Here is a 14,985-nt window from a genome sequence, read left to right on the forward strand (position 1 = left end):
CCATGCAGCCGTCATCCGACGCCGTGGACCCAGAATCCGCGCAGGTCCCAGGGGCCGGGTGCTGTTGTTCGAGGAGGACTCGACGGGGAGGAGCCGAGGTCGGGCGCGGGGTTTCGCCGGTCCTGTGGCGCCCTGAGGGGAGATCGGCGGGGCGTCCAGAAGGTGGCGGTGTGGGCTGCCGGCGATCTCCCCGATGTTCGCCCGCTCCCCATCCGCCTCCGCCGGTCCGCGACCATCGGAGGTCGATCGGTTCACGGCACGCCGCGGTACTGGATTCTGTAACGAGGATGTGTCGTGCGGCGCACGCCTGGGTCGGCATTCTGGGCCGCATCGGGTCTCTTCCCATCGATCACGCGAAGAACCAGGCCTCTGTTCAGTCGAACCGGCTCGTCGAATCGATTCGATTTGGGATATAAACAGCAGTGCATGCCTGACGTGAGATCGGGTCTACCGGGTGGAGAAGCTGGTCGAGCCGTACGGGGAGGACCGGGACCCGTGGTGGATCGGGCATGGCGCCGGGCTGAGCATCGAGGAGCTCACGGTGGGTCCTCGAATGCCTGATCTCCGACGCCCGCCGTCAGCCGGCAATCACCGAAGGGGTGGATCCGGAAAAGGGGATGCGCAGGACGAATCGTGCGCCGCCCATTGGTGAACAGCCGGCCGTCAGGGTGCCCCGGTGGGCGAGCGCGATGTCGCGTGCGATGGCGAGCCCGAGGCCGCTGCCACCCTGATCCCGGCAGCGAGCGGCATCCAGCCTGGTGAACCGTTCGAAGATGCGCTCCCTGTCCGCCAATGAGACCCCCACCCCGTCGTCGGAGACGGTCAGCTCGGCCGTGGCGTCGCGGCGGTGGACTTCGACCTGCACGACATGCTTCGCGTGCCGCTGGGCGTTGTCCAGCAGATTGGTCAACACGCGGGCCATCTGGATCCGGCAGGCTCTGACGGTCGTTCCGGTCTCGAGCCGGAGCAGAACGGGAACCAGGTCCATGCGCTGGCCGACCTCCTCCTTGACCAGCTGGGACAGGTCTATCAAATCCCTATCTGCAGGGATTCCCGCATCCAGGCCTGACAGGAGGAGCAGGTCGCCGATGATTGTCTGCAGCCTGTCGACATCGCGCAACGCCTCGTCAAGGAGCTGGGGAAGCTCGGTGTCGCATGGATGCAGCTGCGCCTCCTCAAGCAGGACGCGGAGCCCTGCGAGGGGGGTGCGCAGTTCGTGAGAGGCGTCGCTGGTGAACCTGCTCAGATGGGTGAGAGCCAGCTTGGAACACTCGTTCGCCTTCTCAAGGCGATCGAGGGTGCCGTTGATCGTCCACGCGAGCCGAACGATCTCATCGTTGCCGGGCGGCACCGGTACGCGGCTGCTGAGGTTGTGGCTGTTGATGCTGCACAGTGTGGCGCGGATGCAGCCGACCGGGCTCAGGAGCCGATCGGCGATCCTCCAGGTGATGCAGGCGGCCAGCGTGATGAAGACCGCCGCCTCGAGGACCAGCAGCCAAAGTCTCCTCGCGGAGGTGGCGTCCGGGGCGCGCCGTGCCGCGTAGACGACGGCCGAGTCGGGGGATGAGCTGAGCCGCACCGCTGAGAGGTAGAGGCGCCCCTGGGGAGCCGAGGCCTGGACATCGCGCTCGGGAGTGAGGAGTGATGGCCACACGTCGGACAACGGCGCGAGCCCGCGGGCCGGGGGCGTCGACATGATGACGCGGTGATCGGGCCCGACGACCTGGATGAGATCGACTCCCGGGATGTCCGGCCTGATGGGGATACGCGCCGGTCCGGCCCGTACGGCGGCCGCGGTGAGAGTCGCCTGCCGCTCGACGTCGCGCCAGGCGCTGTCGTCCTGCGTCTGACGTGTCAGGGCCTCCACCCGCACGTAGGCGGGCACGATGAAGAGCGCCAGCAGCACGGTGAGCAGGAGCGTTATCCGCGGCCGTATCGACCGGAGGAAAACCTTGATGTAACGGTCGGGAAGAGTCAAGACGCGCAAAACGGCCTCCTCGCCTCGAAGTCATGGCGCACCGTGGGGACGACGGCATGAGCATTGTGGGAGCAGGGACTGTGCCGCACATCGCACAACCGGGTGAGGTGGCATGAATAAGCAGGTCAGAGGGGGCGGTGCGCTCGTTTCCCAGAGCTGCGTCGTACTGTCGGTTCATGGCTGACGCCGGTTCACGCGATTGGGCGCTCGCAGGCAGGCTGGACTCCGACTGGACGTCGTGGCCGGGGTGGCGTGGCCGTGTCCGCGAGTGGAACCTCGTCGTCCAGGTGCTGAAAGAGGCCCGCGCAGGCCGAGGTGCCGTCCTGCTGGTGGAGGGCCGGGCGGGGATGGGGAAGAGCCGTCTGCTCGCGGAGGCGGCCCGTGCCGCGGCGCGAGGCGGATTCATGGCCGGCCAGGGCGCGGCGGACGATCTCGATTTCACGCCGCTCGTCCCCCTCAGAACGGCGGTGCGGGGGATCGCCGGTCTGTATGCAGCCCCACCGATACCGGTCCCGACAACCGTCGACATGCGGCTTTCCATGCTGAAGTGGCTGAGCGAACCGCTGGAGAGATGTGCCGCACGCGGGCCGGCCCTGGTCACCCTCGACGACCTGCAATGGGCCGACCAGCTGACACTCCTGGCGATCCGGCGGATGGTCCGGGATCTGGCCTCCTATCCGCTCGTCTGGATGCTGTCACGCACCTCGGGCAACGGCTCGGTGACACCTCTGGACCGCCTGTACGACGGACTGGAGCGCGACGGCGCGACCCGCGTCGTGATGGAGGCGTTGGACGAGCAGGCGGTCGCCGAGGTCGCCTCGGACGTTCTGGGCGTCGCGCCCGGACCTGACGTGCTCGCGCTGGCGGCCCTGACCGAGGGGAACCCTTTCCAGCTCCTGGAGACGCTGGACAGGCTGACCTCCGCAGGCGTGATCGAGGTGCGCGACGGTCAGGCGCGCGTGGTGCCGGGGCAGCGGCCGGGCGTCCAGACGATCATGCGCGAGTGCATAGACGAGCTTTCCACGCAGACTCGCGAGCTGGTCCAGGTCGCCGCGATCCTGGGCCGCACGATGACCGTGATCGACCTGGCCGCGATGCTCGGAAAGCCTGCCGGTGACCTCGTGCGGCCGTTGGACGAGGCGATATCGGCAGGCATCCTGCTCGCCGATGAGGTCCACCTGGCCTTCCGGCACGAGCTGCTGAGACACGCCGTGATCGAGACGCTGGCGCCGCCGATCCGGTTGGCACTGCACCGGGAGGCGGGTCAGATGTTGCTCGCCGGCCGGGGCTCCGCCGTACCGGCCGCGCCGCACCTCATCAAGAGTGCGCTGCCCGGCGACGTCGAGGCCCTCAGGGGGCTCGACCGCGCGGCGCGGGAGGTGTTCGCGTTCTCCCCGCAGACCTCGGTCGACCTGTCCATGCGCGCGCTCGAGATCAGCGGTCCGGCCGATCCCGGCCGCTTCGACCGTGTGGCGACCGCGGTCCGGGCTCTGGCGGTCACGGGACGGGCACCGGAGGCGATCCTCCTCGCTCAGGAGGCGCTCGACGCGGCGCCGTCCGGCGCGGCCCTGAGCCTGCGATGCATGCTCGCGTACGCGTTGCTGCTGAGCGGCCGGCCGGCCGCTGCGGTGGCCGAGGCCGAAAGCCTGCTGGCCCTGCCCGATGTGCCCGCAAAGCTCCGCGGAACCGCCGAATCGGCCCTCTTCGTGGGACTCCTGTCACTCAAGGACTTTTGGAACGGACGGCCGCGCGCGCAAGCCGTCCTGGCCGATTCGGCGCAGTGCGGCGACACCGCGCTGGTCGGCGCCCATATGCTGCTCGCGCAGTGCGCCCTGGTCGACGGGAAGGTTCACGACTCCTTCGGCCATCTTCAGGAGGCGGTGCGGATCACGACGACGGGTTCGGTGGAGGCGTGCGAACGGCCGTACCCCCTCATGCTGCTGAGCATGAACTACAAGTTCACCGGGCAGTTCGAGGCGGCCGAACGGACCGCCCGAGTCCTCACGGAAGAGATCGAGCGGCTGGGTCAGACCGCGCAGGCCGCCCAGCCGGCGTTCTTCCGCAGCTGCCTGGACCTGGCTTGCGGCCGGCTCGACGACGCGGCGGCCGAGGCGCAGGAAGGGCTGACGATCAGTGAGGAGCTGGGTGGTCACGGATCCGACCTCGCAGGGCTCTGCGTGCTGGCGCTCGTGTCCGTGCGGCGCGGCGACCTCGAGTCCGCGGCCCGGTACATGGGTGGCTACCGAGGCAAGCGGGAGATCATGTACAGCGCTGCCTGGGGGAGGTGGATCCAGGCGGTGGTCGTGGAGGCCTCGGGAGACCCTGAAGGTGCGATGGACCTCCTCCGATTCGCCTACACCGATGTGCGGGAAAGGCGCTGGACGCTGATTTTGGAGCCCCTCGCCGCCGCCTGGATGACCAGGGTGGCACTGGCCACCGGGAACCGGCCCTTCGCGGAGAAGGTTATCGGCACCGCCGAGTCGCTGGCACGGGAGAACCGCGAGTTCCCGGTGCTCGCCGTCGCGGCGGCGCATGCTCGCGGCGTCCTCCGCTCCGACGTGGACGCCCTGGCCCACGCCGCCGCCGGTCACCCCGACCCGTGGGGCCGTTCCTCGGCTGCCGAAGACCTCGGTGTCGTGCTGACCGCTGATCCCCGCGAGACGTCCCGAGCCGTTTCCCACCTGGAGCAGGCGCTCCACGGCTACGAGAGCACCGGCGCCCTGCGCGACGCGGCCCGGATCCGGGCCCGGCTGCGGGAGCTGGGCGTCCGCCGCCGGCACTGGACGCGTGCCGAGCGTCCGGCCTCGGGGTGGGACAGCCTGACCGACACCGAACACGCCGTCGCGGCACTGATCGCCAAGGGGTTGACGAACCGGCAGGCGGCGGCGCAGATGTTCCTCTCCCCCCACACGGTGTCCACACACCTCCGCCACGTCTTCACCAAGCTCGGCATCGCGTCCCGGGTGGAGCTCGCCCGCCTCGTCGCCGAGCGGGAGAGGGCCGGCTCGGCGGGCGACGACGCGTAGCGCCGGTGGCGGACCATTTCCGAGATTTCACCCATATGGGGGAGTTGCGCTGGGCCCTCGGCTACCCCTTCGCCCTGACCCTCGTCATGCCGGCGTCGGCGGTCCTCTACCTGGTGTTCACGAGGAGGGGATGGTTGTGACCCTCGCCAATCTCAGCGCCCTCTGGCCGTGATGGTCCGCCATTCGCCTTCCCACCGGGCCACGGCACGCCGCGCGGTCCACGCGCGGCGTCCCGACCGCACGAGGAGGCCGGCGGTCCAGAGGCCGCCGGCCGCGGCCGGTCCCGCGATCACGGCGACCACGACGACCATGGCGGTCGGCGAGGGGCCGGGGGCCGGTTCCTCGCCCGCGTCGACCCACAGGGTCAGCCGGTCCCCGGCCCGGTGCCCGGAGGCCGCCACCGTTCTGCCCGTGTGGGTGCGGCCGTCCCGGCCGGTCCAGACGACCTCCACCACCGCGGCGGGCAGGGGAGCGGACCGGGCCGCGGCGACGGGGGGCCGGAGCACCCGTACGACTTGGGCGGTCACCCGCCGGTGGCCGTCGGTGTAGGCGTTCGCGCCGCGGATAAGGAGCGCACTGACGATCGCGCTGGTCGCGCAGGCGACGATCATCAGGAGCGCCGCCGCCAGGACGCGTCCCGCCGAGGAGGCGTGCACGGTCTTCCTCACACGTCTCTCAGAGGCCGACGTCACGGCGCAGCAGGTCGTCGAGGCCTTCGCGGCGGACGACGAGGCGGGCCTTGCCCCGGCTGACGGCGACGACCGGCGGGCGGCCGTTCATGTTGTACGTCGAGGCCATCGAGTGGTTGTAGGCGCCGGTGGCGGCGACGGCGAGCACGTCTCCGGGGCGGATGTCGGCGGGTAGCGCGGCGGCCTCGGCCAGCGTGTCCCCGCTTTCGCAGTGGTGGCCGACCACGGTGAAGTCGCGCTCGCCCTCGTGCGTCGGCCGGCCGATCATGCGCATCTCGTACCGCGAGCCGTACATCGCGGGCCGGGGATTGTCGCTCATGCCTCCGTCGACCGCGACGTACGTGCGGCGCAGCCCCTTCTTGACGGCGATCACCCGATAGAGCGTCACGCCGGCGGGCCCGGCGACGGCCCGTCCGGGTTCGACGGTCAGCCGCGGCGCCGGCAGGCCGATGCCGGCACAGCGCCTCTCGACGGTCGCGGCCAGCGAGGTGAGCAGGGCGGGAGGCAGGCCGGTCTGCCCGCTCCTGTACGCGATCGCGTGGCCGCCGCCGAGGTCGAGCTGGGGCAGCGTCACGCCGTGCGCGTCGCGGATCCGCGCGAGCTGCTCCACCAGCACACGCGCGCTCTGCTCGTACGGCTCGGCGGCGGCGATCTGGGAGCCCAGGTGGCAGTGCAGGCCGACCAGCTCCAGGCGTGGCTGGCGGAGAATGCGGTTCACCGCCTCCCTCGCCACCCCGGCCGCGATCGACAACCCGAACTTGTGGTCCTCCCCGCCCGTGCGGATGGCGGCGTGCGCCCCCGCTTCGATGTCGGGAATCACCCGCACCAGCACCTTCTGCCGCATCCCTGCGGGGACGAGCGCGGCGAGACGGTTGATCTCGGCCAGATCGTCGACGACGATGCGGCCGACGCGCTCGTCCACCGCGGCGCGCAACTCCGCCGGGGTCTTGGCGTTGCCGTGGAGGATGATCCGGTCCGCCGGGAAGCCCGCGGCCCGCGCCACGGCCAGCTCACCGGCCGAGCACACGTCGAGGGCGAGCCCCTCGGACCGGACCCAGGCGGCCATCGCACGGCACCAGAACGCCTTTGCGGCGTATGCGACCTCGGCCCGGGGCAGCGCGGCGCGGTAGGCGCGGCAGCGCAGACGCACGTCCGCCTCGTCCATGACGTACGCCGGGGTGCCGAAGCGCCCGGCCACCTCCATCAGGTCGACGCCGCCGACCTCCGCATGCCCGTCGGCCCCGAAGCGCGCGGTGGCCGGCCAGGGGCCCCCGGCCGTCTCCGTCGTACGCGGAGGTGTGATCAGCAGGCTCATTTCGTTCTTCTCTCCGCCAGGAGCGCCTGGCCGAGTCCGGTGACCGTACGGGTCACGATCTGGGTGCAGGTGGTGTCGGCGCCCGCGTCGCGGAGCGTCGCCACCGCCAGTTCGAGGTCGTCCATGCTCCGGCAGGCCAGCCGGACCTCGATGTCGGCGTCGCCGAGCAGGACCAGCGCGCTCAACACCGCGGGCATCTCGCGCAGCCGCCGCTCGTAGGCCCCGCACGTCACGTCGTGGCGCAGCCGGACGCGTACGACGGCCTGGATCGGGCGGCCGAACGCCGCCGGGTCCACCTCGACGCGGACCGCGGTCAGCGCGCCGCTGTCGCGCAGCCTGCGCAACCGGATGGAGACCGTGCTGTCGCCGAGCGCGAGGTCGCGGGCGAGGGCCCGCACGGGAGCGCGCCCATCTCGCGCCAGCGCCTGGAGCAGCGACCGGTCGACGTCGTCGAGAGATCTCACCGCACACCGCCTCCTGAACGGCCCTGCCGCACCAGACGGGCGAACAACCCGGAAATGGGACACACGACACGCTAAGCACGGCCCGTCCCATGGGCGGGCGATCCTGACGTGATTCCTACGGCGGGCCCGCGGAACCTGACGCCCGATTGACATCCGCCACGCTCCGGGGCGGTCTCCGTCGGCTCCGACCAGGGGACCTCGGCTGCTTATGCCAGGAGGGCCCTGTCGTCACGTTTTGTAATCGAACAACTTCCGCTCTTGACGTCTTCTTGACGCCCTGTCTCCGCTGATGGCGGTGTATGCGCCACTAGTGTGCATGCGTTGCTTTACGTGTTCTTGATGCCGGAGGTGGCCAGGTTGGGGCGTTCTGTCGCCACGCCGACGGGTCCGATGCGCGCCTGGTTGCTCGAGGGTCTCCAGACCGATCGCAAGGAGATCGAGCACGGGCCGCACGCGAAGCACCCATGGTGGCGGGTGATGTGCCTGACGGGTGTGGACTATTTCTCCACGCTCGGCTACCAGCCGGGGATCGCGGCGCTCGCGGCCGGGTTCCTGTCTCCGCTCGCCACGGTCTTCCTGATCGCGCTCACGCTGCTGGGCGCGCTGCCGGTCTACCGCCGGGTGGCCGCCGAGAGCCCGTACGGCCAGGGCTCGATCGCGATGCTGGAGAAGCTCGCGCCGCAGTGGTGGGGCAAGCTGTTCGTCCTGGCCCTGCTCGGGTTCGCGGCCACCGACTTCGTCATCACCATGACGCTGTCGGCCGCCGACGCCACCGCGCACATCGTGGAGAACCCGTTCGCGCCGCACTGGATCGAGGGGCAGCGGGTGCCCGTCACCCTGTTCCTGCTGGCCCTGCTCGGCGGGGTGTTCCTGATGGGCTTCACCGAGGCGATCGGCATCGCGGTCATCCTCGTCCTCGTCTACCTCGCGCTCAACGCCGTCGTCGTGGTCACCGCGATCATCCACGTGCTTCAGGCGCCCCAGGTGGTCGTCGACTGGACGCACACGCTGGACACCGGCTACAGCGGCCCACTGGCCATGATCGGCCTGTCACTGCTGGTCATGCCGAAGCTCGCGCTGGGCATGTCGGGCTTCGAGACCGGCGTCGCCGTGATGCCGGTCGTCAGGGGCGATCTACGGCAGCGGATCAAGGGCACCAAGCGGCTGCTCACCGTGGCCGCGCTCGTCATGAGCGTCTTCCTGATCTTCTCCAGTTTTGTCACGACGATGCTGATTCCGCATGAGGAGTTCGAGGAGGGTGGCAAGGCGAGCGGCCGTGCGCTGGCATATCTGGCGCACAAGTTCCTGGGCGAGTGGTTCGGCAGCGTGTACGACGTGTCCACGATCGCGATCCTGTGGTTCGCGGGCGCCTCGGCGATGGCGGGCCTGATCAACCTGGTGCCGCGCTACCTCCCCCGGTACGGCATGGCGCCCGAATGGACCGGCGCGGTGCGGCCCCTGGTGCTCGTCTTCTCGGCGATCGCGTTCGCCATCACGATCATCTTCGACGCCGACGTGGACGCCCAGGGCGGCGCCTACGCCACAGGGGTGCTGGTGCTGATGCTGTCGGCGGCGGTCGCGGTGACGCTGTCGGCGTTCAGGAAGGGCCAGACGGCCGCTTCGATCGGCTTCGGGCTGATCGCGGCGGTCCTGGCCTACACGCTGGTCGACAACGTGGTCGAGCGGCCCGACGGTGTGAAGATCGCCTCCTTCTTCATCGCCGCGATCATCATCACCTCCGTGATCTCCCGGGCCACCCGTTCCATGGAACTTCGGGTGACCGAGGTCGACCTGGACCCGTTGGCCGAGCAGTGGGTGAACGGGGCCGGCGGCCTGATCCACCTGATCGCCAACGAGCCCAATCAGCGTGACCAGGACGAGTACAACGACAAGCTCCGCGAGCAGTGGATCAACCACCGGCTGCGCAGCGACGAGCCGGTGATGTTCGTCGAGGTCACCGTGCCGGACGCCTCGGAGTTCGAGACGGAACTGCATGTGAAGGGCGAGGAGCGCTACGGGCACAGGATCCTGCGGATCGAGAGCTCCGCCGTGCCGAACTCGCTGGCCGCGCTCCTGCTTCACCTCCGCGACCGCACCGGTGCGGTGCCGCACATCTACTTCCACTGGGCCGAGGGGAACCCGGTGCTCGCGATGCTGCGCTACCTGGTCTTCGGCGGCGGCGACGTGCCCCCGCTCACCCGCGAGGTGCTGCGCAAGGCGGAGCCGGACCTCGAGCGCAGGCCCCACGTCCACGTCGGCTAGTACTTCAGTCTGGTTTGCGTCCCGCCCCGGACACGGCGGCATCCCAGCTCGCGGTCGACTTCAGCAAGACAGAGCCGTGAAGATTTCACATATGTTGATTTCGTTGGTCGGCTCGAAGCCCTGCGGGACTACTTCGGTGGGCGAGCCATGCGCGCGATTGAATACGACCGGTTCGGCGGCTATGACGTACTGGAGTTGCGGGAGAGGCGCCTGCCGGTGCCCACCGAGGGGCAGGTGCTCGTCAGGATGTCGGTGGCCGGGGTCAACCCACTGGACGAGACGGTGCGTTCGGGAAAACTCGCACCCGCCCTGCACAAGCCGCTGCCGATCCGGCCGGGTGGCTTCGGTGTGGGGTGGGTCGAGGAGCCCGGCGCCTCGGGACTGGCCGCAGGTGACCGTGTCGTGCTGAGCGGAGGACGGTACGGGGTGAGCACCGACGGTTCGTGGGCCGACTACATCGCGGTCGACGCGGCCCATCTGGTGCCGATCCCCGACGGCGTCGACGACGAGACCGCAGCCGCGCTGACCACCGGCGCCGGTTACCTGACCGCTTACCTGGCGCTGAACGAGTTGGCGGGCTTCCGCGGCGGCCGGAGCGTACTGGCGCCGGGTGTCGGCGGTGCGGTCGGTCAGGGCGGCGTGGAGGTCGCCCGTGTCCTGGGCGCGTCGCAGGCCATCACCACGGCCACCACCACCGAGAAGGCCGAGCTGGGCCGGGCCGCAGGGTATGAGGTCATCGACCTCACGCACGAGTCGCTGCGTGAAGGGGTGGCGCGGCTGACCGACGGTACGGGCGTGGACGTCGTGCTGGACGGCGTCGGGGGTTCGGTCACCGGGGAGGCGCTCGGCTCGTTGGCCGTGGGCGGCACCCTCGTCAGCATCGGTTACGCGGCTGGAGTGCGCGCCGAGATCAACGTGACCGACCTGATATGGAAGAACGCCCACATCCACGGATTCAGGTTCGCCTTGTTCACCCCCGAGCAGGTCAACGCCGCCAACGCGGCCCTGCTCGACCTGGTCTCGCAGGGTGAGCTCCACCCGAAGGTGGCGCAGGTCCTCCCGCTGGAGAAGGCTTCCGAGGCGCAGCGCCTCCTGGCCGAGGGCGGCCCCTTCGGCCGCATCCTGCTCGCTCTGTGACCCGGCGCGCCGCAACAGGGTGACACGGGGCGTATGCCACAGCGCCAAGGGAGGACCTGACGGGCACGTCGGCAGTGCGGACATGTCCGTTAGGATCCGCGGACACACCGTGTCGGTGCTACGTGCGCCAGGGGATGTCGCGTCCCCGGAGAAAGGACAACGCGATGACGTGGCCGGCCACGGAGCGCTACGCCTTGGAACCTGCTCCCGGCGGTCTCGCGTTCGTCCAGGACCTGCTCAACACCTCGCCCGCCGGCAGGCCGCGCCATGCTGACTGGCTCGACGACCCCACCACCGCTCAGACGTGGCTGAGCGAGGCGCTCGCCCGGTGGAGCGCGGCTTCCGGTCGGCCCGCTCCTGCTGTGGACCTCACCGATCGTGACTGCGAGGCGCTGCGGGATCTGAGATGGGCTCTCCGCGGGCTTGTCTCCGATCAGAGCGACGGCGCCGAGGCCGTGTCCGCGCAGGTACTGGCCGCCCTTCCCACACTGTCCGTCTCGATGCGGGTCGACGAGCGTGGCACCGTCGTCGCAGAACCTTCGGGTACCGGATGGCGGAGGGTCGCATCGCTCGTGCTGATCGAATGCCTCCAGGCGCAGCAGACCGACCAGTGGCGGCGACTGAAGATATGCCGCAACGAGCGCTGCCAGTGTGCGTTCTACGACCGTTCACGCAACAACAGCGGCGTCTGGCACGACGTACGGCTCTGCGGCAACGCCGCAAACCTGCGCGCCTACCGCGCCCGCAAGCGGGAACAGGCCGCCGGCGCGGGACCTCCCAGTCGCCCTTCCGCGTGATGCGCCCGCCGGTGGAGGCGAGATCGATCACGTCGTCCGGCAGGTCGGCGACGACCGTGGCCAGCTCGTGGCGGAACGCGGCGGTGAGCGCCAGGCCGAGCCGCCGCTCCAGCTCGTCCTGGCCGAGCCGGCCGTCCGCGTACGCCTGCTGGACCAGCTCCACGGCCCTGTCGCGCTCCCCGTCGGGGAGGTGTCCCGTCGCGCCGCTCATCGGCTGACGGCTCTCTGGTACAGCGCGCCCGCGCAGCCGCACCTCGACGGAGCCGCGTGCGAGGTCCTGGGTGATCTCGTCGGCGGCGGCCGCCAGTGCTTCGAGCAGCGCGAGCCGGGTGGCCGATTCGAGTGTCGTGGCGAGGGCGCCACAGGGTGAAGGCTCTGCCGGAAGGGCGGGCCCTACGAGAGCGCGCGGTTCGTCGCCCCTGAGTCGTCGCGGCCCGTTGCGCGCCGTGCCACGGGTCCGCGCGGGTCCGGGTCGTGGGGGAGACCGCGAAGGTCCTCTATCCCTTGGGGAAGCGGGTCCGGGGTGGCCGGCGGCTCCGCGGGCCGGTCGTCCTGGTCGGGGAGGTTCTGCTGGAGAACGCACATCACGCGGTCCTGGAGGTCGGCCGGCTCATCGCGCCGGTGGGGTCGATCACGAGGCCGATCGCGCCGAGACCATTGGTCATGCCGCGCAGCGCGGGCTCGCTGAGACGGATCCAGTCCTGGTCGCCGCCCAGCACCTTCGCCAGCCGGAGTGGCGAGGTGAAGGCCACCGCCGTCCGCTCGCCGGCGGCCGTCCGGAACAGGCGAAGCGCCAGGGAGAACCCACTGCGGCGCACCGGCACGTATAACGGATCTTCGATCATGTCATGCCTTCCATAGGACTCTCGAAGGCGACGTTAGATTTGACGCGGCCACCGGGACCGCCATCACTACGCAATCCCGACGCCCGGCCGCGGAAAGCTGACGCGAGATTGACGGAGGGCCGCCGACAGGCGCGCCGATCCGGTTCCCCCGCCCCCTGACACGGCGTACGCCCTGGGTCCGGCGGCCGGCCGGGGCGGGTGGGACCGGTCACGTAGGGACCGCGTCAATGTTTCGCGCCGCGGCGTATGAGAGCCGTCAAGAACGTCAAAGCTCGTTAAATGCGGCGCTTTGCTGGCTTATGGCCGTCTGTCCGGCGGCCGGGCAAGCATCCGGATTTGAGGAAGTGAGATGGCTGACGTCATCTTCGTCGCCCTGACGGTCGCGATATTCGCGATCTGCGGGCTCGTGGTGAAGGCGGTGGAGCGCCTGTGAGCGCTGTCAACGCCGTTGGTCTGGTCGTGGCCGTCGGCCTGGTGATCTTCATGATCGCGGCCCTGCTGTTCCCGGAGCGTTTCTGATGTCGCCGACCACGGCCGGGATCATCTTCATCGGATCCCTCGTCGTCGCCCTGGTGCTGACGCACCGGCCGCTCGGCGACTACATGTACCGCGTCTACAGCGGCACGAGGCACGTGGCCTTCGAGCGAGTGGTCTACCGTCTCATCGGGGTCCGGCCGGACACCGAGCAGCGGTGGAACGTCTACGCCCGCAGCGTGCTCGCCTTCTCGGCCGTCTCGATCCTGTTTCTCTACGCCTTCCAGCGTCTGCAGGACAAACTGCTGCTGAGCCTCGGCTTTCCCGGGGTGACGGACCACGTGGCGTGGAACACCGCGGTCAGTTTCGTCACGAACACCAACTGGCAGGCGTACTCGGGTGAGTCCACGATGGGCCACCTGGTGCAGATGGCCGGCCTGGCGGTGCAGAACTTCGTGTCGGCCGCCGTCGGCATGTGCGTGGCGATCGCCCTGGTGCGCGGTTTCGCCCGCAAACAGACCGACAACCTCGGCAACTTCTGGGTGGACCTGGTCCGCGGCACGATCCGCATCCTGCTGCCGATCGCGTTCGTCGGGGCGCTCCTCCTGGTGGCCGGCGGCCTGATCCAGAACTTCTCGGGCGTCCACGAGGTCGCCACGCTGGCCGGGGGCACGCAGAGCATCACCGGCGGCCCGGTGGCCAGCCAGGAGGTCATCAAGGAGCTCGGCAACAACGGCGGCGGCTTCTACAACGCCAATTCCGCCCATCCCTTCGAGAACGCGGCCTCCTGGACGAACTGGCTGGAGATCTTCCTGATCCTCATGCTGCCGTTCGCGCTGCCGCGCACGTTCGGCCGCATGGTCGGCGACCGGCGGCAGGGCTATGCGATGGTCGCGATCATGGGCGTGCTGGCCTTCGCCGGCGTCGCGCTGCTCACCGGGCTGGAGATAGCGCACCACGGCACCGTCCCGCAGGCGGTCGGCGCCGCGATGGAAGGCAAGGAGGTCAGGTTCGGCGTGCCGAACTCGGGGACCTTCGCCGCGGCCACGACACTGACCTCGACCGGCGCCGTGGACTCCTTCCACGACTCCTTCACGCCCCTGGGCGGCATGATGACGATGTTCAACATGATGCTGGGCGAGGTGGCGCCCGGCGGGGTGGGCGCAGGCCTGTACGGCATGCTCGTGCTGGCGGTGATCACCGTGTTCGTCGCCGGTCTGATGGTGGGCCGTACGCCGGAATACCTGGGCAAGAAGATCGGCTCACGCGAGATCAAGCTCGCCTCGCTCTACTTCCTGACCACCCCCGCGCTCGTACTCGTGGGCACCGCCCTGGCCATGGCCTCGCCCGAGCAACGGGCGAGCATGCTCAACTCCGGGCCACACGGCCTGTCCGAAGTGCTCTACGCGTTCACCAGCGCCTCCAACAACAACGGGTCGGCGTTCGCCGGCATCACCGTGAACACCCCGTGGTACGACACCGCGCTCGGGCTGTGCATGGCCTTCGGCCGGTTCCTGCCGATCGTCTTCGTGCTCGGCCTCGCCGGCTCGCTGGCCAGGCAGGCCCCCGTACCGGCCTCGGCGGGCACGCTCCCCACCCACCGCCCGCAGTTCGTCGGCATGGTCGTGGGCGTGACGATCATCGTGGTGGCGCTGACCTTCCTCCCCGCTCTGGCGCTCGGCCCGCTCGCAGAAGGAATCCAGTGATGACAGTGCTCCAGGCGCCGGAAGCTCCGGGCCACGCACCCGCCCCCGGGAAGGGCGGCAAGGTGGGCGGCGGCCTGCTCGACCCGAAACAACTCCTCAGCTCCCTCCCCGACGCCGTACGCAAGCTGAACCCCGTCACGCTGTGGCGCAATCCGGTGATGTTCATCGTCGAGGTCGGCGCGGCGTTCACCACTGTGCTCGCGATCGCCGATCCCTCGTTGTTCGCCTGGGCCATCGTGGTGTGGCTGTGGCTGACGGTCGTGTTCGCCAACCTGGCCGAGGCCGTGGCCGA

At 69.8% G+C, this 14,985-nt stretch carries 11 protein-coding genes and 2 pseudogenes; 7 read left to right on the forward strand and 6 right to left on the reverse strand.

All coding sequences use genetic code 11. From position 1 onward, the window contains the following. Positions 1–577: 577 nt before the first annotated feature. Positions 578–1,987 carry a HAMP domain-containing sensor histidine kinase gene (locus FLX07_RS30395; protein ID WP_142575119.1) on the reverse strand — a complete coding sequence of 470 codons (1,410 nt, stop codon included), beginning with the start codon at positions 1,985–1,987 and terminating at the stop codon, positions 578–580. A gap of 167 nt (positions 1,988–2,154) precedes the next feature. Here FLX07_RS30395 and FLX07_RS30400 point away from each other — a divergent pair, with 167 nt between their 5' ends. After that, positions 2,155–5,004 carry a helix-turn-helix transcriptional regulator gene (locus FLX07_RS30400; protein ID WP_142575120.1) on the forward strand — a complete coding sequence of 950 codons (2,850 nt, stop codon included), beginning with the start codon at positions 2,155–2,157 and terminating at the stop codon, positions 5,002–5,004. 152 nt (positions 5,005–5,156) lie between these two features. Here the strand turns inward: FLX07_RS30400 and FLX07_RS30405 are convergent, their stop codons facing one another. The 3 genes from FLX07_RS30405 to FLX07_RS30415 are packed head-to-tail and all read right to left on the reverse strand — an operon-like array spanning position 5,157 to position 7,472. Continuing rightward, on the reverse strand, positions 5,157–5,672 hold the full coding sequence (locus tag FLX07_RS30405) for a hypothetical protein (protein WP_142575121.1): 516 nt from the start codon (positions 5,670–5,672) through the stop codon (positions 5,157–5,159). A 7-nt stretch (positions 5,673–5,679) separates the two neighbouring features. Continuing rightward, positions 5,680–7,008, reverse strand: coding sequence for a diaminopimelate decarboxylase (gene lysA / locus FLX07_RS30410; RefSeq protein ID WP_142575122.1), 1,329 nt, complete (start codon positions 7,006–7,008; stop codon positions 5,680–5,682). After that, positions 7,005–7,472: an Lrp/AsnC family transcriptional regulator gene (locus FLX07_RS30415; protein WP_167748450.1), complete on the reverse strand. Its 468-nt coding sequence runs from the start codon at positions 7,470–7,472 to the stop codon at positions 7,005–7,007. The genes lysA and FLX07_RS30415 overlap by 4 nt, the downstream gene beginning before the upstream one ends. Positions 7,473–7,820: 348 nt before the next feature. On the opposite strand from FLX07_RS30415, the gene FLX07_RS30420 reads away from it, so the two are divergent. From FLX07_RS30420 to FLX07_RS30430, 3 genes are all read left to right on the forward strand, one after another. Then, positions 7,821–9,734, forward strand: coding sequence for an APC family permease (locus FLX07_RS30420; RefSeq protein ID WP_373292619.1), 1,914 nt, complete (start codon positions 7,821–7,823; stop codon positions 9,732–9,734). 147 nt (positions 9,735–9,881) lie between these two features. Next, entirely contained in the window at positions 9,882–10,871 is a 990-nt protein-coding gene (locus FLX07_RS30425) for a quinone oxidoreductase family protein (RefSeq protein WP_142575124.1), read from the forward strand. Positions 10,872–11,035: 164 nt separating this feature from the next. Continuing rightward, the gene (locus FLX07_RS30430) at positions 11,036–11,668 is read left to right on the forward strand and encodes a CGNR zinc finger domain-containing protein (RefSeq protein ID WP_142575125.1); all 633 of its coding nucleotides are present in this window, start codon (positions 11,036–11,038) and stop codon (positions 11,666–11,668) included. A gap of 97 nt (positions 11,669–11,765) precedes the next feature. Here FLX07_RS30430 and FLX07_RS38930 read toward each other — a convergent pair. Both FLX07_RS38930 and FLX07_RS30445 read right to left on the reverse strand, forming a co-directional pair. Beyond that, positions 11,766–11,879, reverse strand: a pseudogene (locus tag FLX07_RS38930) (DUF1707 domain-containing protein); the annotation flags it as partial. Between the two features lie 373 nt (positions 11,880–12,252). Next, positions 12,253–12,513 (reverse strand): SAV_915 family protein, encoded by a 261-nt coding sequence (locus FLX07_RS30445; protein ID WP_142575126.1) that lies wholly within the window; start codon positions 12,511–12,513, stop codon positions 12,253–12,255. Positions 12,514–12,942: 429 nt separating this feature from the next. Between FLX07_RS30445 and kdpF the strand changes: the two genes are divergently transcribed. The 3 genes and pseudogenes from kdpF to FLX07_RS30465 all read left to right on the forward strand — a co-directional run. Continuing rightward, positions 12,943–13,032: a K(+)-transporting ATPase subunit F gene (gene kdpF, locus FLX07_RS30455; protein WP_142575127.1), complete on the forward strand. Its 90-nt coding sequence runs from the start codon at positions 12,943–12,945 to the stop codon at positions 13,030–13,032. After that, the gene (gene kdpA / locus FLX07_RS30460) at positions 13,032–14,693 is read left to right on the forward strand and encodes a potassium-transporting ATPase subunit KdpA (RefSeq protein ID WP_142575128.1); all 1,662 of its coding nucleotides are present in this window, start codon (positions 13,032–13,034) and stop codon (positions 14,691–14,693) included. Before kdpF ends, kdpA begins: the two co-directional genes overlap by 1 nt. Beyond that, positions 14,693–14,985, forward strand: a pseudogene (locus FLX07_RS30465) (potassium-transporting ATPase subunit B); the annotation flags it as partial. The gene kdpA and the pseudogene FLX07_RS30465, both read left to right, overlap by 1 nt.

It is taken from the genome of Microbispora bryophytorum (genome assembly GCF_006874465.1).
Taxonomy (GTDB): Bacteria; Actinomycetota; Actinomycetes; order Streptosporangiales; family Streptosporangiaceae; genus Microbispora; species Microbispora bryophytorum.